Here is a 17,877-nt window from a genome sequence, read left to right as displayed (position 1 = left end):
GTCCTACCGACCCCGCACCGCTGTTCGTCGTACGAGCAGATACAACTCGCAGCCGAGGCAGTATCCGAACACCGCGTTGAGGAAGGCGGCGGCGAGCGCGAGCCCCGTCGCGGTCTGCCCGAGCCACTGCGGCCCCACGGTGTACCCCACGAGTCCGACGGCCGCGAAGGCCAGTCCGACCGCCTGGGCGAACTGCGGTGGCTGCGGCGCCTCGAACTGTGTCGGCGGCCCGAGCCGCGGACGGACCAGGGTTCGGAAGAGCAGGCCGTAGGGTGACCGGGGCACGCCCCCGGCGGCGCCCAGCGCGAACGCCAGGAGCTGCCAGGCCAGTAGCCAGCCGCTGCCGGTGATCAGGACGATCACCAGCACCACTGTCGTCAGGGCCGCTCCGAAGCGCGGTCCTCTTGCGTCGATGTCCATGAATCGAGCATTCCGCAGGGAAGACGTTTCGTGGAGGCGGGAATCTTTGCAGTCCTGTGAATGCTGGAGCAGGTGATGACCGGACTTGTGGTGTGTGTGGCCGTGCTCGTACTGGCGAGTGCCTACGGTGTGCTGCACCGGCGGCGGAGCGGGAGAGTGAGAGTGCGCGGGCGGGACGACGGAAAGCGGCTCGGTGCCGCCGAGTTGGGTGACGGGCTCGGCGAGCGGGCGACGCTGGTGCAGTTCTCCAGTGCCTTCTGCGCACCCTGCCGGGCGACGCGACGGACCCTCACCGAGGTGGCCGCGATGGTCCCCGGCGTCACTCATGTGGAGATCGACGCCGAACAGCGTCTTGAACTCGTCCGCGCGCTGGACATCCTCAAGACACCGACCGTCCTGGTCCTGGACGCTGAGGGCAGGATCGTACGCCGTGCGACCGGTCAGCCCCGAAAGGCGGATGTGATCGCCGCGCTGGGCGAGGCGGTCTGACGCCGTCTCGGCCGGCCGGCAGGACCGGTGCCGGACTCCGCGGGACGAGCGGGAGGCGGACGATGAGGTATCTCCCAGTTGTCCGGACGAACTTGACTGCGCCCACCATCTATCGTCAGCCTGACCCCATGCCCCCGGAACTCCTCCTTTTCGAGCGCGTCCACGTGGACCTGGTCCGCACCGCGAGTGCGTGTTGGCCGGACCGCTGAACAGCCACGGATCCGCCCCACGTCGCCCCTCGCAGAAGGACAGTTCCATGACGGCCACACCCGGCCTCGGCGCCTCCCGGCTCGCCTCCCCGGCCCTGCTGCGCTCCGTCTTCCGGCGGCATGCGGCGGGGGTCGCCGTGGTCACCGCACAAGGGGGCGGCAGGCCGGTGGGTTTCACCGCGACCTCGCTCAGCTCCGTCTCGGCCGAGCCCCCGCTGATCTCGTTCGGTATCGGTGTCGGCGGATCGAGCTGGTCCGTCATGTCGGAGGCCGACCACGTCGGCGTGCACATACTCGGTGAGCACCAGGAAGCCCTGGCCGGCGTCTTCGCCACGAGCGGTGCCGACCGCTTCGGCGCCCCGACCGGCTGGCGCGAGGGGCCCGAGGGGGTTCCCGTGCTGGACGGAGTGCTCGCCTGGCTCGTCTGCCGTGTGGTGGCGCGGGTGCCCGCCGGGGACCACCGCATCGTGATCGCCGAGGTCGTGTCCGGCGATCCCTCGGGAGCGGGCCGTCCACTGCTGTATCACCAGGGGCAGTTCAACGGGCTGCGCGACTGAACCCGCCGACCGGTTACGCAGCGTTGTCAAGGTCACAGTTCAAAGCGCTTGCTTAGCGGGCATGTACTGGGTGTACTGACGAGTAATATTTCGTTCGGAGCGCGGGGTCGCCCCGACCGGGATCGGCCGCTTCAGGCGCCTATGCTGCCTAAAAGAAGGCAGCCCAGAAATGACGATGCAGTAGGAGAGCCGGCGTGAGCTTGAGGATCGTTGTCACTGTGAAGTACGTGCCCGACGCCACTGGCGACCGGCACTTCGCCGATGACCTGACCGTCGACCGGGACGACGTGGACGGTCTGCTCTCCGAGCTCGACGAGTACGCCGTCGAGCAGGCGCTGCAGATCGCGGAGAACGCCGACGACGCCGAGGTCACCGTGCTGACGGTGGGTCCCGAGGACGCCAAGGACGCGCTGCGCAAGGCCCTGTCGATGGGTGCGGACAAGGCGATCCACGTGGAGGACGACGACCTGCACGGCACCGACGCCATCGGCACCTCGCTGGTGCTGGCCAAGGCGATCGAGAAGGCCGGCTACGACCTGGTCGTCTCCGGCATGGCCTCAACCGACGGCACCGCCGGTGTGGTTCCGGCGCTGCTGGCCGAGCGTCTGGGCGTCCCGCAGGTCACGCTGCTGTCCGAGGTCTCCGTCGGGGACGGTGTCGTCACGGGCCGCCGTGACGGCGACACCGCCTCCGAGCAGCTCCAGGCGCAGCTCCCGGCCGTCGTCTCGGTCACCGACCAGTCGGGCGAGGCACGTTACCCGTCCTTCAAGGGCATCATGGCCGCCAAGAAGAAGCCGGTCGAGTCCTGGGACCTGTCCGACCTGGAGATCGACGCCGACGAGGTCGGCCTCGAAGGTGCCTGGACGAAGGTCGAGACCGCGACCGAGCGTCCGGCGCGCACCGCGGGCACGATCGTCAAGGACGAGGGCGAGGGCGGTAAGCAGCTCGCTGAGTTCCTCGCAGGCCAGAAGTTCATCTAGGGCCCTCCGGCCTGATCGCCCCTCAGACTTCGTAATCCGCAAGGAGATCCATTCCCATGGCTGAAGTTCTCGTCTACGTCGACCACGTGGACGGTGCCGTCCGCAAGCCCACCCTGGAACTGCTCACGCTCGCCCGCCGCCTCGGCGAGCCGGTCGCCGTCGCCCTCGGCGCGGGTGCGGAGAACACCGCGTCCGCCCTCGCCGAGCACGGCGCGGTGAAGGTCCTCACCCACGACGCGCCCGAGTACGCCGACTACCTGGTCGTGCCCAAGGTGGACGCGCTGCAGGCCGCCTACGAGCAGGTCTCCCCGGCCGCCGTCCTGGTGCCGTCCTCGGCCGAGGGCAAGGAGATCGCGGCCCGTCTCGCCGTGCGCATCGGTTCCGGCATCATCACCGACGCCGTCGACCTGGAGGCCGGCGACGAGGGCCCGGTGGCCACGCAGTCGGCGTTCGCCGCCTCCTTCACCACCAAGTCCCGTGTCAGCAAGGGGACCCCGGTCATCACTGTCAAGCCGAACTCGGCTGCGGTGGAGGCCGCCCCGGCGGCCGGCGCGGTGGAGGCGCTCAACGTGTCCTTCTCGGACAAGGCGACCGGCACCAAGGTCACCGGCCGTACGCCGCGTGAGTCGACGGGCCGTCCGGAGCTGACCGAGGCCGCGATCGTGGTCTCCGGTGGCCGTGGCGTCAACGGCGCGGAGAACTTCGCGATCATCGAGGCGCTGGCCGACTCCCTGGGTGCGGCCGTCGGTGCCTCGCGTGCCGCCGTCGACGCCGGCTGGTACCCGCACACCAACCAGGTCGGCCAGACCGGCAAGAGCGTGTCCCCGCAGCTGTACATCGCCTCCGGCATCTCGGGTGCGATCCAGCACCGGGCCGGTATGCAGACCTCGAAGACGATCGTGGCGATCAACAAGGACTCCGAGGCGCCGATCTTCGACCTGGTCGACTACGGCGTGGTGGGCGACCTCTTCGACGTCGTCCCGCAGCTGACCGAGGAGGTCAAGGCCCGCAAGGGCTGAGCGACTTTCGGCCACGAGGCCCCCGCGACCGCACCGGCGGTCGCGGGGGCCTTTGTCATCCCAGGGTCAGCGACGCCTGCACCGGAAGGTGGTCGCTGGGGTACCGCCCCTCCTGTGCGAAGGTGTTGACCGACGCCCAGTGCGCCGTCACACCCGGGGTGGCGAGGATCCAGTCGATGCGGTCGCCGTCCGGCCTGAGCGGCTTGTAGCCGTGGAAGGTCCCGTACGGCGCGGTGCGCTCGGCGGCCGTGTCCCAGGTGTCGACGAGGCCGGCGCCGAGGAGTGTGTCGTAGACGGGGCTCTTGTGCGCGGCGACGTTGAAGTCGCCGGTCAGTACGAGCGGCAGGGAGCGGTCGAGCCCGGCGATCCGGTCGGCGATGAGGGAGGCCGCGCGTGTGCGTGCGTACCGGCTCTTGTTGTCCAGATGGGTGTTCAGTGCGTAGAACTCCCGCCCGCCGTGCTGCAGATCGCGGAAGCGGATCCAGGTGACCATGCGGATGCAGGCACCGCCCCAGGTGTTCGAGCCGATCACGTCAGGGGTGTCGGAGAGCCAGAAGTGGTCGTACTCCAGGGGGTCGAGCCGCCGGGTGTCGTAGAAGACGGACTCGAACTCGTCGCGGCTGCCGCCGCCGCGCCCGGTGCCGATCCAGGCGTAGTCCGTTCCCAGGTCGGCCGCGATGTCACGGACCTGGTGGTACAGACCCTCCTGGGTGCCGATGACGTGTGGCCGTTCCCGGCGCAGCAGCGTGCGCATGGCGGGGCGGCGCTCCGTCCAGCTGTGGGGTTCGGCGGTGCTCGCGAAGCGCAGATTGAAGGACATGACCTCCAGATGGCGCTCGTGCGGGCCCGATGCCGAGGCGTGGTGCGAGGACAGCGCCGCGCTGGACATGGGAAGGGTGGCCGCGGCCGCCACAACGGTCTTGAGGCCCAGGCGGCGGGTGACTCGGCTGTACAGGGGCACGGGAGGCTCCTTGAGTGGAGGGTGCCGGACGGGCCGGGCGCACCGTAGTGTGACAGAGCCGTATGAGATGTGCGTGAGCATGACAAAGGCGGGCGTGTCTCCCATGGAAGGTGAGGAGTGCCGGACGCGCAAGGGGTGTTGACCCGCGGCAAGAGCCGCGGATAGCGTCATTCAACAGATTGTTGATTCCAGGAAGCGAAAAACGGGAGGACGCGGAATGGGCCAGGGGCATCAGGAGAGGGTGGCGACGAGTCTCGCGGGCGCCGTCGTCAACGACATCAGTGCCTCTCTGGCCCCGGTCGACCGTGAACTGGAGCGCCGCTACCCGGGTGACCCGGGCACGCGTCAGCCGGTCCACACCGTTTATGTCCCCGGTGACGTCTTCGCCGCCGGTACGGTCCGCTCCTGGGGGGACCAGGCCCTCGCGGCCCTCGACGAACACGCCCCGGACGCGGGGTCGCTGGCCGCCGTGCTCGGTCTCGCCGACTACCTGGCCGAGCCGGTCCACGACCGGGTGCGAGCGAAGCTGGAACGCGAGCCGATCGAGGACCTGCGCGTCGACTTCGAGGACGGCTACGGCCCGCGTCCCGACGCCGAGGAGGACCGTGCGGCCGCCCGTGCGGCCCGGCTGATCGCGGATGCCCGGGCCGCACGCGCCGCGGGGCCGGAATACGGGGCGGGAACCGCCGCCCCGTACATGGGCATCCGGATGAAGTGCCTGGAAGCCCCGGTACGGGACCGGGGGATCCGCACGCTCGACATCTTTCTGACAGGCCTGATGCAGGCCGGCGGTCTCCCGGACGGTCTTGTGCTCACCCTGCCCAAGGTCACCTACGCCGAGCAGGTCGCCGCCATGGTGCGGCTGCTGGAGGAGTTCGAGACGGCGCACGGACTCGAGCCCGGCCGGATCGGGTTCGAGATCCAGATCGAGACCAGCCAGGCCATCCTGGCCGCCGACGGCACGGCGACGGTCGCCCGCATGATCGAGGCGGCGCGTGGCCGCGCCACCGGCCTGCACTACGGCACCTTCGACTACAGCGCCTGCCTCGGCGTGTCGGCCGCCTACCAGGCGAGTGACCACCCGGTGGCCGACCACGCCAAGGCGATCATGCAGGTCGCGGCGGCGGGCACCGGTGTACGGGTGTGCGACGGCTCCACGAACGTCCTGCCCGTCGGGCCCACCGAGCAGGTCCACGAGGCCTGGAGGCTGCACTACCGGCTCACCCGGCGGGCGCTGGCCCGCGCCTACTACCAGGGCTGGGACATGCACCCCGGCCACCTTCCGACCCGGTACGCGGCCGTCTTCGCCTTCTACCGCGAGGGGTTCGAGCAGGCTGCGGAGCGTCTGGCCCGTTATGCCCGGCGCAGCGGCGGTGATGTGATGGACGAGCCCGCGACCGCCAAGGCCCTGAGCGACTATCTGCTGCGAGGGCTGGACTGCGGTGCGCTGGCCGCCGGCGAGGTCGCCGAGGCCACCGGTCTGACCCGGGCGGATCTGGAGGGCTTCGCGGCACCCGGGCGCGGGGATCTCACGGTCTCGGGCACGTAGGGGCCCCATCCGGGGTCAGGGGCGGCCGGGCAGGCAGGTCCGCGGAACGGCCTGTGCCGCCGCCGAGCTGCCCTAGGGCCGCCGCTCCTCAGTCGGCGGGCGCCAGTTCGCCCGAACCCCGGGCGATCAGGCGGGTGGGGAGTTCGATGCGCTCGGGTGTGATGAGGCTTCCGTCGAGTTGACGGAAGAGGCGTTCGGCGGCCGTACGGCCGAGGGCGGCGGCGTCCTGGGCGATGACCGTCACCCCGGGGTCGAGGAGGTCGGCCAGTTCGAAGTCGTCGAAGCCGACGAGGGCGACCGGCCGGTCGTGCTCGGCGAGGACACGGACGACGGTGACTGTCACACGGTTGTTGCCCGCGAAGATGGCGGTGACAGGGGTGGTACCGGACAGCATCTCCTCGGCGGCCCGCCGCACCCGCTCGGGGTCGGTGACCCCGAGGGAGATCCACGACTCCTCCACCGGTATGCCGGCGTCCTCCATCGCGGCCCGGTAGCCGCGCAGTCGCTCGGCCGCGGTGTGGATGCGGGGCATGTCGCCGATGAAGCCGATCCGGCGGTGGCCGTGCGCGATCAGATGGGCGATCCCGTCGCGCGCGCCGCCGAAGCTGTCCGAGAGCACGACGTCGGCGTCGATCCGGCCGGCGGGGCGGTCCACGAACACCGTGGCGACCCCCGCCTTGATCTCCGGCTCCAGATAGCGGTGGTCGTCACCGGCCGGGATGACGACCAGACCGTCGACACGGCGTGCGCACAGCGCCAGCACCAGTTCCTGCTCGCGGTCAGGGTCCTCCGCGCTGGAGCCGTTGATCAGCAGGGCTCCGTGGGCCCGCGCGACCTCCTCGACCGCCCGGCTCAGCGGGCCGTAGAAGGGGTCGGCGAGATCCTCGAGGACGAGGCCGACGCTCGCGGTGCGGCCCTTGCGCAGCACCCGTGCGCTGTCGTTGCGGCGGAAGCCCAGGGCCTCGATGGCCTCCTGGACACGGCGCTCGGTGTCAGGGGTGACTCCGGACTCCCCGTTGACGACACGCGACACCGTTTTCAGACCGACTCCGGCACGTGCTGCGACGTCCTTCATGGTCGGCCGGTTGCCGTAGCGGTTCTCGGATCGGCGTGCGGTGTCGGGCACGATGCGCTGTCCTGTCCTGTCGTCCACGGTGATGCGTCGGTCCATGGGGTTGTATGAGGATGTGGCGTCGAGCATAGAGCCTGGACAACGTTGTCAGATGCGGGAGACACTGTCCACCGCAATCTCCGGCCTGCGCCTTCCCTCCAGGGTGCCTCCTGCCTGCGCCCGGCCGGGGCATCCGGATCCGCGGCGGCGCCCGCCGTGCGCGGTGCCGGTACGACCGAAGCATTGGGAGATCAGACACTGATGCACACCGACCTCGTGGCCGCGCTCGACATCGGCGGCACCAAGATCGCCGGAGCGCTGGTGGACGGCCACGGCCGGATCCTGCTGCGCGCACAGCGCGCGACACCCGCGCAGGAGGACGGCGAGACCGTGATGGGGGCCGTGGAGGCCGTCGTCGGGGAGCTGACGGCCTCGCCGCTGTGGAGTCGGGCGCAGGCCGTCGGCATCGGCAGCGCGGGTCCGGTGGATGCCTCCGCGGGTACGGTGAGCCCGGTCAACGTGCCCGGCTGGCGCGGCTACCCGTTGGTCGAGCGGGTGCGGGCCGCGACGGGTGGCCTGCCCGTGGAACTCATCGGCGACGGTGTGGCGATCACCGCCGCCGAGCACTGGCAGGGCGCGGCCCGCGGCCACGACAACGCGTTGTGCATGGTGGTGTCGACGGGCGTCGGCGGCGGACTCGTGCTGGGGGGCCGCCTGTACCCGGGGCCGACCGGCAACGCCGGCCACATCGGGCACATCAGCGTCGACCTGGACGGCGACCTCTGCCCGTGCGGGGCGCGCGGCTGCGTGGAGCGCATCGCGAGCGGGCCGAACATCGCCCGCCGCGCCCTGGAGGGCGGCTGGCAGCCGGGGCCCGACGGCGACACCTCGGCCGCAGCGGTGGCCGCCGCCGCCCGCGAGGGCGATCCGGTGGCGGTGGCCTCCTTCGAGCGGGCGGCCCGCGCACTGGCCGCGGGCATCGCCGCGACCGCCACGCTCGTCGAGATCGACATCGCGGTGATCGGCGGGGGAGTGGGCAAGGCGGGCGACGTGCTCTTCACACCCCTGCGCAAGGCCCTGCCCGACTACGCCACGCTGTCCTTCGTGCAGGGGCTGACCGTGGAGCCGGCGCAGATGGGCACGGATGCGGGGCTGGTGGGCGCGGCGGCCGCCGCGCTGCGCGGCCGCGAGGACGCTCCGGCCGCGGGCCTCGCGAGCTGACCGGTCCGTGCGGTCCCGGTGGGACCGCAAGGACAGTGGCGCCCCGGCGCGGATGCGCCGGGGCGCCCTTGTGTCCGATCAGCAACTCAGCCGCGCGTCCGCCCAGTCCGCGTGGTCGGAGTCGATGCCGTCGCCGCCGTCGGTGACGACCAGGTGGACCACCTGGGCGCCCGTCACATCGGCGGTGATCGGCCGGGCGGCATCCGCATTGGTCAGCACGCCGGTGGTGAGGACCGTTCCGCCGTCCGCCCTGATCTCGAAGGCGACCGTGCCCTTGCTGCCCTTCTCGTCGTCCACGCCGACGTCCGCCGTGACCTTCGTGCACGCCCCGCCCGTGTAGTAGGCGATGTCGCTCTCGGCGTGTACGCCGAGTCCCTTGGCGTACACGGCCCCGCCGATCGTGAGGGGATGGCCGTCACCCGCGGCGCTCTCACCGTTGCTGGTGTCGCGCTCGACCGGCCCGTAGCCGTTGGCCGTCGAGAGCCACGGCAGATCACTGAGGTAGGAGACCCCGGAGGGCGGCGGCACGACCACGGTGGCCGTGACCGGCACCAGGTTCTCCACCCGCACGCCCGTGGGTGACCGGTAGGCGGTTCTGAGCGTCAGGGCGTACGACCCCGTCGCCGTGCCCGGCGGCGCCGTCACCCGCCACGAGGTGCGCAGCGAGCGCCCCGTGGGCAGGACGTTGGCGGCCGTCCCGGACGTCGGCTTCACCGACCATCCCGCGGGGCCGCTCAGCGACACGGACACGTGCATCGCCGGTGTACGCCCGAGGTCCGTGACCGTCGAGGCCATGACCGCCGGCCTGCCCGCCTGGACCAACGGGCTTCCGCTCAGGCCGAGTTCCACGGCGGGCGGCTGCAGCGCCCAGTGCCGGTCGGCCGCCACGCGTACGAGGACCGTGCCGTGCGCCGGAACCGTCGCCGAGATCGTCCCGGCGGTGTTGTAGCTGCGGTGCTGCCACAGATCGCGGAGTGTGTAGGCGCCCGCGGACGGGAGACCGACGGCCGCGGCGGTCGTACCGATCCGCTGGGCCTCGCCCGTCTCGTTGAACAGGGCGACCGCCCGGCTGCCGTCCTTCATCTCCTTGGAGATGACCCAGCGTCCGCCGTCGGAGGAGACCACCGCGCCCTGCTTGCCGAGCGGGTCCTGGTCGACGGCGATGACCTCCTTGTTGCCGAGGATGTCGAGGGTCTCCGGGGAGGCCTTGCGCAGATCGGAGCCGATGAGCAGCGGGGCGGCCATCACGGACCACAGGGAGAAATGGGAGCGGTACTCCGTGTCGGTCATGCCGCCGTTGCCGACCTCCAGCATGTCCGGGTCGTTCCAGTGCCCGGGTCCCGCGTAGGACGCCAGGGGCAGGTTCTGCTTGAGGATCGAGAGCATCGAACCCCAGTTGTCACTGATGTCGCCGGTGGTACGCCACAGATGCCCGACGTCCGAGGCCCACTCCCACGGCTTGTTCTGGCCCCACTCGCAGATGCTGTAGACGATGGGACGGCCGGTCGCCTTCAGCGCGTCCCGCATCGTCGTGTAGCGCTGCTCGGCGTCCACGCCCTGGTTGTTGCAGTTGTCGTACTTCAGGTAGTCCACACCCCAGTCGGCGAACTGCTGCGCGTCGCTGTACTCGTGGCCGAGCGCGCCCGGGAATCCCGCGCTGTTGCACGTCTTCGTGCCCGCACTGGTGTAGATGCCGAGCTTGAGCCCCTTGGAGTGGACGTAGTCCGCGACGGCCTTGATTCCGTCGGGGAAGCGCACCGGGTCGGGCACGAGCTTGCCGTCCGCGTCCCGCGAGGGCAGGGCCCAGCAGTCGTCGAGGTTGACGTACTGGTACCCGGCGGCCTTGAGTCCCTTGTCGACGAACAGGTCCGCGATCCCCTTGACCATCGACTCGTCGAACTCGGCGCGGCAGTTCGTGGAGTTCCAGTTGTTGAAGCCCATGGGCGGGGTGAGGGCCAGGCCGTCGGCGAGTGCGGGCCGGGCCGGTGCCGCGGCGGGAGCGGCCAGAGCCGGTGCCGCCAGCCCCGTCGTACACAAAAGGCCCGCGGTGAGCGCACCGAACACTCTTCGGCGCGTTGTGCGGGGGAGAAGGTGACGCATCGTTACGTTCCTCCGTCTCTCGCTAGAGATAGGACGTCTGCATGCTCGCGTCAAACTGTTCGCTTACGGTAGGCCGTGTTGGAGTGTGGTGGAAGAGGATGGGTGACGGCTGTTCGACATGGACCGGAAGCAGCTGACTGTGGCTCGATCCGGCGAAGAGCCGAAGTTTCGCGTTCGGTTGTGTGCAGGGGGTCGCTGAGGAGGGGTGTGTAGAGTTGCCGCTGAGCCGCACCTTGTCCTGGAGCTTCCACCTGGGGACATCGGATGTCCTGCCCACGAAGTCCCCGCACGTTGTGACCGGTGTGATGGTTGCCCGTCCTGTCGAACGCGTACGGAGGGCGGGTGCGTGACTCCTGGCCCGTTCGGCAGTTGAAGAGGGCATGAAGAAGCGCAGCATGCTCGCCATCGCCTCCCTCGCCACCGGATTCGTCGTGGCGGCCATCACCCCTTCACCCGCCGCCGACCACGACGGGCTCGGCGACCTCAACGTGAAGGACACGTTCAGCACCGTCGACCACACCGTCGACCACGACGGCCTGGCGGCGGACGAGGGTGCCCTCGGGCAGAACGGCTGACGGAGAGCCCGCTTCCCGGCGCCGGTCCCCGATGGCAGGGGTGCCGGCGCCGCGGCGTGCCGTCCGCCGGAAGCACCCTCATCTGCGGCGGGTTTCCGTGGCAGGGTTGAAGGGGCAAGCCACAGGGGGCCAATAGAAGAGGGGGAACCGTGATCGTCTGGATCAACGGTGCGTTCGGTGCGGGGAAGACCACTACCGCACGGGAACTGATCGAACTGATCCCGAACAGCACGCTCTTCGACCCCGAGGTCATCGGCGGAACTCTCACGTACCTGCTGCCGCCGAAGCGCCTCGCCGAGGTCGGCGACTTCCAGGACCTGGCGATCTGGCGACGGCTCGTGATCGACACGGCGGCCGCGATGGTGGCCGAACTCGGCGGTGTCCTCGTGGTTCCGATGACCCTGCTGCGCCAGGAGTACCGCGACGAGATCTTCGGCGGCCTCGCCGCCCGCCGTATCCCGGTACGCCATGTCCTCCTCGCCCCGGCCGAAACGATCCTGCGGGAGCGGATAGCCGGCCGGGAGGTGCCGCCGGACCTCCCCGACGGAGAGATGCGGGTCCGCCAGTGGTCGTACGACCACATCGAGCCCTATCGCGCCGCCCTCGCCGCCTGGCTCACCGCGGACGCGTATCCGGTCGACACCAGCGCCCTCACCCCGTACGAGACCGCCCTGCGGATCGCCGAGGCCGTCCGCACCGATACCGCACCCGTCTGCGACATCGTGCAGACCCCCGAGCCGACCTCCGAGACCCTCGCCGCGGGTGTGCTCCTCTTCGACGAGCAGGACCGGGTGCTGCTCGTCGACCCCACCTACAAGGCCGGATGGGAGTTCCCCGGCGGCGTGGTCGAACCCGGCGAGGCCCCCGCGCGCGCCGGTGTACGCGAGGTAGCGGAAGAGACGGGGCTCACGCTCGACCAGGTCCCCCGGCTCCTGGTCGTCGACTGGGAACCTCCCGCACCGCCCGGATACGGCGGGCTGCGGCTCCTCTTCGACGGCGGCCGGCTGGACAGCACGGCGGCCGACCGTCTGCTGCTGCCCGGACCCGAGTTGCGCGACTGGCGGTTCGTCACCGAGGCGGAAGCGGCCGGTCTGCTTCCGCCCGTCCGTTACGAGAGGCTGCGCTGGGCCCTGCGGGCGCGCGAACGCGGGGCGGCCCACTACCTGGAGGCCGGCGTCCCGGTCGGCTGAACCGGCTTCGCGCCGCGCCTGCCGCCGCCGCCGGTGTTCAAGGACGGCGACGCAAGGTCGGCAGGCGGCCGTGGAAAGGGTCCCCGCCCACGGGGCGAGGACCCTTCGCCGGGTGCGGAGTCGCTCAGCCGGCCGCGTAGTTGCGCAGGAACAGCGCCTCGGTCACCGACAGTCGCTCCAACTCGTCCGGAGACACGCTCTCGTTGACCGCGTGGATCTGCGCCTCGGGCTCGCTCAGGCCGATGAGGAGGATCTCCGCCTGCGGATAGAGCGAGGCGAGGGTGTTGCACAGCGGGATGGAGCCGCCCTGGCCCGCGTACTGCATCTCCTGGCCCGGGTAGGCGGCCTCCATCGCTTCGGCCATCGCCGCGTACGCCGGGCTGGAGGTGTCGGCCCGGAACGCCTGTCCCTGGCCGATCTGCTCCGTCCGCACCCGTGCGCCCCACGGCGTGCGCGCCTCCAGGTGCGCCTGGAGCAGCTTGGTGGCGTCGACGGCGTCCACGCCCGGCGGCACCCGCAGGCTGATCAGCGCGCGGGCACTCGCCTGGACGGAGGGGGTGGCGCCCACGACGGGCGGGCAGTCGATGCCGAGCACGGTCACGGACGGGCGCGCCCAGATGCGGTCGGCGACCGAGCCGGAGCCGATCAGTTCCACCCCGTCGAGCACCTTGGCGTCCTTGCGGAACTGCTCTTCCGGGTACTCGACTCCCTCCCAGCGGTTCTCGGCGGCCAGGCCGTCGACGGTGGTCGAGCCGTCCTCGGCCCGCAGCGAGTCCAGTACACGGATCAGGGCGGACAGCGCGTCCGGTGCCGCACCGCCGAACTGACCCGAGTGGAGGTTGCCCTCGAGCGTGTCCACGCTGACCCGGAGGAGAGTCATGCCGCGCAGTGTCGAGGTGACCGTCGGCAGTCCGGCGCGGAAGTTGCCCGCGTCCCCGATGACGATGGTGTCGGCGGTGAGAAGGTCCGGGTGCTCCTCGGCGTAGCGCTCGAGGCCACCGGTGCCCTGCTCCTCCGAGCCCTCGGCGATGACCTTGACGTGCACCGGCACGCCGCCCCCGGCCCGCAGGGCGCGCAGCGCGAGCAGATGCATGATGACGCCGCCCTTGCAGTCGGCGGTGCCGCGCCCGTACCAACGGCCCTCGCGCTCCGTCAGTTCGAAGGGCGGGGAGGTCCAGCCGGCCTCGTCGAGGGGCGGCTGCACGTCGTAGTGCGCGTACAGCAGCACCGTCTTGGCGCCCTCCGGGCCGGGCAGGTAGCCGTACACCGACTGCGTACCGTCCGGGGTGTCGAGCAGCGCCACGTCCTGGAAGCCCTCGGCGGCGAGCGCGTCGGCGATCCACCGCGCGGCGCCCTCGCTCTCGCTCCTGGGGAACTGGTCGAAGTCCGCCACCGATTTGAAGGCGACCAGCTCGGTGAGCTCCTCCTTCGCCCTGGGCATCAGCGAGGCGACGGCCTCGGCGACCGGATTCGACGACATGGGCACGCTCCTTGTAGGTGCGACTTTGTACTGTTGAGCACTTCCTGTGCGGATTTGCGCATGCGCGTACTGGTGTGCAGGGCGCATACGCTGCCGATCCTCCCACAGCGACCTGTGACGACGCCGCCGTAGGATGCGAGGGACAGGTGCGGCAAGCAGCGTGATCGGGAGCAGTAGACCATCGTGAGCAGCGAGAACTCTTCGGCGGACGACGTGCAGCAGGTGTGGGACGTCGTCGTGGTGGGCGCGGGACCTGCGGGGGCGTCGGCCGCCTACGCGGCGGCGGTCGCGGGACGCAGCGTGCTCTTGCTGGAGAAGGCCGAACTGCCGCGCTACAAGACCTGTGGCGGCGGCATCATCGGCCCCTCGCGCGACGCCCTGCCGCCCGGCTTCGAACTGCCGCTGCGCGACCGGGTGCACGCGGTCACCTTCTCGAACAACGGTCGCTTCACCCGTACCCGCCGTTCCAAGAACATGCTGTTCGGGTTGATCAACCGTCCGGAGTTCGACCAGCAGCTCGTCGAGCACGCCCAGAAGGCGGGCGCGGAACTGCGTACCGGCGTCACGGTGTCCCGGGTCGAGCAGCACGGCTCGGCGGTGCCGGACCGGCGCACGGTCGCCGTCGTCCTGCAGGGCGGAGAGACCCTGCTGGCGCGCGCCGTCGTGGGCGCCGACGGCAGCGCCAGCCGTATAGGGGCGCACGTGGGGGTCAAGCTCGACCAGGTGGACCTCGGCCTGGAGGCGGAGATCCCGGTGCCGGAGACCGTCGCCGAGGACTGGAAGGGGCGGGTGCTCATCGACTGGGGGCCGATGCCCGGGAGTTACGGCTGGGTCTTCCCCAAGGGGGACACCCTGACGGTGGGCGTGATCTCCGCGCGCGGTGAAGGCGCCGCGACCAAGCGGTACTTGGAGGACTTCATCGCCCGTCTGGGACTCGCCGGCTTCGAACCGAGCGTCTCCTCGGGGCACTTGACCCGCTGCCGTGCCGACGACTCGCCGCTGTCGCGCGGGAGGGTGCTGGTCTGCGGGGACGCCGCGGGCCTGCTGGAGCCCTGGACCCGTGAGGGCATCTCGTTCGCGTTGCGGTCGGGGCGGCTCGCGGGGGAGTGGGCGGTCCGTATCGCCGAGGCGCACGACGCCGTGGACACCCGCAGGCAGGCCCTGAACTACGCCTTCGCCATCAAGGCCGGGCTGGGCGTCGAGATGAGCGTCGGCAAGCGGATGCTCGCGGTCTTCGAGCGCCGCCCGGGCCTGGTCCACGCGGCGCTGACCGGCTTCCGGCCCGCCTGGAACGTGTTCAAGGACATCACCCAGGGCGCCACCACCCTGGGCGAGCTCGTCCGCACCCGCCCGATCGCCCAGCGCGCGCTGACCGCGCTCGACCGGGGGCCCGCGGGCGACGGGGTCAGCTCCTGACCGTGATGCGGAACACCGGATGGTCCTGGGCGGCCGCGGTGATCTCCTCGTCGCTGGACCTGGCCGTGACCCCCTTGAAGTACTGGTTGACCTCCCAGCCCCACTTCTCCAGGTAGGTACGCAGGATCGGGAGCTTCTCGTCGTCGGGCAGCTCCACCGCGGTGAACTCGCGGACCCTGCGGCCCACACGCAGCTCCCCGCCACCGGCGGCGCGCATGTTGCGGACCCACTGGGAGTGCCCGCGGGCGGAGACGAGGTACTGGGCGCCCTTGTACACATGGGGATTGACCGGGATGCGCTGCATCCGACCGCTCTTGCGGCCGCGCACGGACATCTCCGCCGTGCCGGCGAGGCTGAACCCGAGCCGGGCCAGCCGGCCGATGACGCTGTTGAAGCGCACGGTCATCGGGCTGCCCTTGCGGTAGTACGGCGCGGACGAAGACGACATGGCGACCCCCATCTGGTCGGGAGAGCAGTGCTCTCACCCGGTTTTCGAGAGCGGTGCTCTCGCTCGAGGAACAGTGTGGAGGAGATCGGTGATCCAATGCAAGAGCACCGCTCTCGTTTTTGTGCGGTGCTCTCGCTGGAGTCGCGGGCGAGTGCTGCTCCGAGTGAGGGGTGCGGTTCAGGGTGCACGCCCACCCCGGGTGAGCGCCGCTCCAAAGTGTGAGCGACGCTCTGTGATGTGTGCAGTGCTCTGCGAACGTGGCAGACTCCCCGCATGAGCACCCCACAAGGAGCCCGGGCCCGCGCCCGGATCGAGGTCACCGCCGCCATCAAGGAGGAGGCCCGCAAGCAGCTCGCCGCGGAAGGTGCCGCCCGGCTTTCGCTGCGCGCCGTGGCCCGCGAGCTCGGCATGGTCTCCTCCGCGCTCTACCGCTACTTCCCGAGCCGTGACGATCTGCTCACCGCACTGATCATCGACGCCTACAACTCCCTCGGCGAGACCGCCGAGGCCGCGGACGCCGGGGCGGGCGACATCGGCCCCGCGCGGCGGTGGGTCGGGGTGTGCGAGGCAGTGCGCGGCTGGGCGCTCACGCACCCGCACGAGTACGCCCTGATCTACGGCTCGCCGGTGCCCGGCTACTCCGCACCCGAGGCGACCATCCCGCCGGCCTCCCGGGTGGGGCTCCTGCTGGTCGGCATCGTCCGCGACGCCTACGGGCGCCATGGCGTGGCCCGCGACCGGCTGCCCACCGAACTGATGCCCGAGGCCCGGCGGATGGCAGCCGAACTGGCCCCCGACCTCCCGCCGGAGGTGGTGACGGCCCTGGTGGCCGCGTGGGCGCAGCTGTACGGGCTGGTCGGGTTCGAGCTGTTCGGGCAGTTCAACAACGTGGTGGTGGAGCGCGAGGCGTTCTTCCGCCATGCCGCGGCCCGGCTCGCCCACGGTGTGGGCCTGGTGTTTCCCTAGGCTCTGCCGTTCGGGTCATGCCGTCGCTCCCTGCCGACTTGATCCATACGGCAGACCCTGGTCCTCGGGGACCAGGACCACCTTGCCGGCGACCGTGCCCGACTCGGCCAGCCGCATGGCCTCGGCGGCGTCGGTGAGGGGCAGCCGGGCGGCGATCGGTGCGGTCACCTCGCCCCGGCGGAAGGCGTCGAACACGGAGGTGAGGTCAGAGTGCAGCCGGGCCCGGAAGCGGTCCTTGCTCAGTGCGCGGCCGGCCCAGACGTTGAAGAAGTAGGCGTGGCGGCCGTTGGGCAGCGCGTTCCACCACCACACCCGGCCGAGGATCTTCAGAACGGGCCACTGCTTGGAGCCCGTGTCGTCCCTCGTCGAGGCGCTGCCGTAGGAGACCAGGGTTCCGCCGGGGGCGAGCAGCCGCCAGGAGTCGAGCACGCTTCGGCCCCCGAGGTGGTCGAAGACGGCGTCGACACCGCCGGGAGCGAGTTCGCGGACCCGGGCGGGCACGTCCTGCGACCGGTAGTCGACGGGGGTGACGCCGAGTTCCCGCAGTGAGTCGTGGTGACGCACGGACGCCGTGCCGATCACCTTGAGATCCGCCGCACGTGCGAGCTGCACGAGGACCGTGCCGACGCCGCCGTTGGCGCCGTGCACCAGGATCGTCCCGCCCTCACGGACGCGGGCCCTGCGGTGGAGCATCTGCCATGCGGTGACGCCGTTGACCACCAGGGTCTCCGCTTCGGCCGCGCCGATGCCGGCGGGCACCGCCACCACGTCGGCGGCGTCCAGGAGGACATGGCTGGCCCAGCCCCCGACCTTGACCAGTGCCGCCACCCGCTTGCCGAGGAGTGCGGGTGCGACGCCGGGGCCGGCCGCCGCGACCGTGCCGACCAGGTCGTAGCCGGGCACGAACGGGAACGGCGGCTGGTCGTAGTACCGGCCGCGGCGCATCTGCTGCTCGGCGAAGGAGACCCCCGTGGCCTCCATGCGGACCACCACCTGACCCGCGCCGGCCGTGGGCACGGCGCCGCGCCGGAACTGAAGGCCCTCCGGTTCGACCTTCCCCGGCAGAACGACCTCGAGCAGTCCCTTGTTCTCCATGACGACCTCCGTCGAGCGGTGAAGTTCTTGCTTGCGTTAGAAGCTATAACAAACATGACTGCCACTCGTGCGAGTGTCAAGGTGTTGCCCG

General features: G+C 70.8%; 17 protein-coding genes. 10 read left to right on the top strand and 7 right to left on the bottom strand.

The window, feature by feature from the left end; translation table 11 throughout:
- Positions 1-3 precede the first annotated feature (3 nt).
- Positions 4-420, bottom strand: coding sequence for a DUF4395 domain-containing protein (locus RCR19_RS04700; RefSeq protein WP_331263914.1), 417 nt, complete (start codon positions 418-420; stop codon positions 4-6).
- 75 nt (positions 421-495) lie between these two features.
- Between RCR19_RS04700 and RCR19_RS04695 the strand changes: the two genes are divergently transcribed.
- The 4 genes from RCR19_RS04695 to RCR19_RS04680 all read left to right on the top strand — a co-directional run bounded on the left by RCR19_RS04695 (position 496) and on the right by RCR19_RS04680 (position 3,674).
- The gene (locus RCR19_RS04695; RefSeq protein WP_331269347.1) at positions 496-909 is read left to right on the top strand and encodes a thioredoxin family protein; all 414 of its coding nucleotides are present in this window, start codon (positions 496-498) and stop codon (positions 907-909) included.
- Positions 910-1,165: 256 nt separating this feature from the next.
- Positions 1,166-1,675: a flavin reductase family protein gene (locus RCR19_RS04690; protein ID WP_331263913.1), complete on the top strand. Its 510-nt coding sequence runs from the start codon at positions 1,166-1,168 to the stop codon at positions 1,673-1,675.
- 194 nt (positions 1,676-1,869) lie between these two features.
- Entirely contained in the window at positions 1,870-2,655 is a 786-nt protein-coding gene (locus RCR19_RS04685; RefSeq protein WP_331263912.1) for an electron transfer flavoprotein subunit beta/FixA family protein, read from the top strand.
- Positions 2,656-2,711: 56 nt separating this feature from the next.
- The gene (locus RCR19_RS04680; RefSeq protein ID WP_220290811.1) at positions 2,712-3,674 is read left to right on the top strand and encodes an electron transfer flavoprotein subunit alpha/FixB family protein; all 963 of its coding nucleotides are present in this window, start codon (positions 2,712-2,714) and stop codon (positions 3,672-3,674) included.
- 55 nt (positions 3,675-3,729) lie between these two features.
- Here RCR19_RS04680 and RCR19_RS04675 read toward each other — a convergent pair whose 3' ends face one another.
- Complete coding sequence (locus tag RCR19_RS04675; RefSeq protein WP_331263911.1) at positions 3,730-4,635, bottom strand: endonuclease/exonuclease/phosphatase family protein; 906 nt, start codon at positions 4,633-4,635, stop codon at positions 3,730-3,732.
- 217 nt (positions 4,636-4,852) lie between these two features.
- On the opposite strand from RCR19_RS04675, the gene RCR19_RS04670 reads away from it, so the two are divergent.
- Complete coding sequence (locus tag RCR19_RS04670) at positions 4,853-6,184, top strand: aldolase/citrate lyase family protein (RefSeq protein ID WP_331263910.1); 1,332 nt, start codon at positions 4,853-4,855, stop codon at positions 6,182-6,184.
- 88 nt (positions 6,185-6,272) lie between these two features.
- On the opposite strand, the gene RCR19_RS04665 is transcribed toward RCR19_RS04670, so the two are convergent.
- Positions 6,273-7,355 (bottom strand): LacI family DNA-binding transcriptional regulator, encoded by a 1,083-nt coding sequence (locus RCR19_RS04665; RefSeq protein WP_331263909.1) that lies wholly within the window; start codon positions 7,353-7,355, stop codon positions 6,273-6,275.
- A 201-nt stretch (positions 7,356-7,556) separates the two neighbouring features.
- Here RCR19_RS04665 and RCR19_RS04660 point away from each other — a divergent pair, with 201 nt between their 5' ends.
- Entirely contained in the window at positions 7,557-8,516 is a 960-nt protein-coding gene (locus tag RCR19_RS04660; protein WP_331269346.1) for an ROK family protein, read from the top strand.
- Positions 8,517-8,594: 78 nt separating this feature from the next.
- Here the strand turns inward: RCR19_RS04660 and RCR19_RS04655 are convergent, their stop codons facing one another.
- A complete protein-coding gene (locus RCR19_RS04655) occupies positions 8,595-10,616 on the bottom strand; it encodes an NPCBM/NEW2 domain-containing protein (protein WP_331263908.1) in 2,022 nt (673 codons plus the stop codon).
- A gap of 380 nt (positions 10,617-10,996) precedes the next feature.
- Here RCR19_RS04655 and RCR19_RS04650 point away from each other — a divergent pair, with 380 nt between their 5' ends.
- Positions 10,997-11,191, top strand: coding sequence for a hypothetical protein (locus tag RCR19_RS04650; protein ID WP_331263907.1), 195 nt, complete (start codon positions 10,997-10,999; stop codon positions 11,189-11,191).
- Positions 11,192-11,340: 149 nt separating this feature from the next.
- Complete coding sequence (locus RCR19_RS04645; protein ID WP_331263906.1) at positions 11,341-12,381, top strand: NUDIX domain-containing protein; 1,041 nt, start codon at positions 11,341-11,343, stop codon at positions 12,379-12,381.
- 124 nt (positions 12,382-12,505) lie between these two features.
- Here RCR19_RS04645 and RCR19_RS04640 read toward each other — a convergent pair whose 3' ends face one another.
- On the bottom strand, positions 12,506-13,861 hold the full coding sequence (locus tag RCR19_RS04640; protein ID WP_331263905.1) for a dipeptidase: 1,356 nt from the start codon (positions 13,859-13,861) through the stop codon (positions 12,506-12,508).
- 183 nt (positions 13,862-14,044) lie between these two features.
- Between RCR19_RS04640 and RCR19_RS04635 the strand changes: the two genes are divergently transcribed.
- Positions 14,045-15,277 carry a geranylgeranyl reductase family protein gene (locus tag RCR19_RS04635; protein WP_331263904.1) on the top strand — a complete coding sequence of 411 codons (1,233 nt, stop codon included), beginning with the start codon at positions 14,045-14,047 and terminating at the stop codon, positions 15,275-15,277.
- Here RCR19_RS04635 and RCR19_RS04630 read toward each other — a convergent pair.
- On the bottom strand, positions 15,267-15,725 hold the full coding sequence (locus RCR19_RS04630) for a nitroreductase family deazaflavin-dependent oxidoreductase (protein ID WP_331263903.1): 459 nt from the start codon (positions 15,723-15,725) through the stop codon (positions 15,267-15,269). The two genes, RCR19_RS04635 and RCR19_RS04630, sit on opposite strands and share 11 nt — an antisense overlap.
- Before the next feature lie 273 nt (positions 15,726-15,998).
- On the opposite strand from RCR19_RS04630, the gene RCR19_RS04625 reads away from it, so the two are divergent.
- Complete coding sequence (locus RCR19_RS04625) at positions 15,999-16,691, top strand: TetR/AcrR family transcriptional regulator (protein WP_331263902.1); 693 nt, start codon at positions 15,999-16,001, stop codon at positions 16,689-16,691.
- 15 nt (positions 16,692-16,706) lie between these two features.
- On the opposite strand, the gene RCR19_RS04620 is transcribed toward RCR19_RS04625, so the two are convergent.
- Entirely contained in the window at positions 16,707-17,786 is a 1,080-nt protein-coding gene (locus RCR19_RS04620; protein ID WP_331263901.1) for a medium chain dehydrogenase/reductase family protein, read from the bottom strand.
- Positions 17,787-17,877: the final 91 nt, after the last annotated feature.

It is taken from the genome of Streptomyces sp. WAC07094 (assembly GCF_036320405.1).
GTDB classification, from domain to species: domain Bacteria; phylum Actinomycetota; class Actinomycetes; order Streptomycetales; family Streptomycetaceae; genus Streptomyces; species Streptomyces lannensis.
This window is presented reverse-complemented; position numbering and strand designations above follow the sequence as displayed.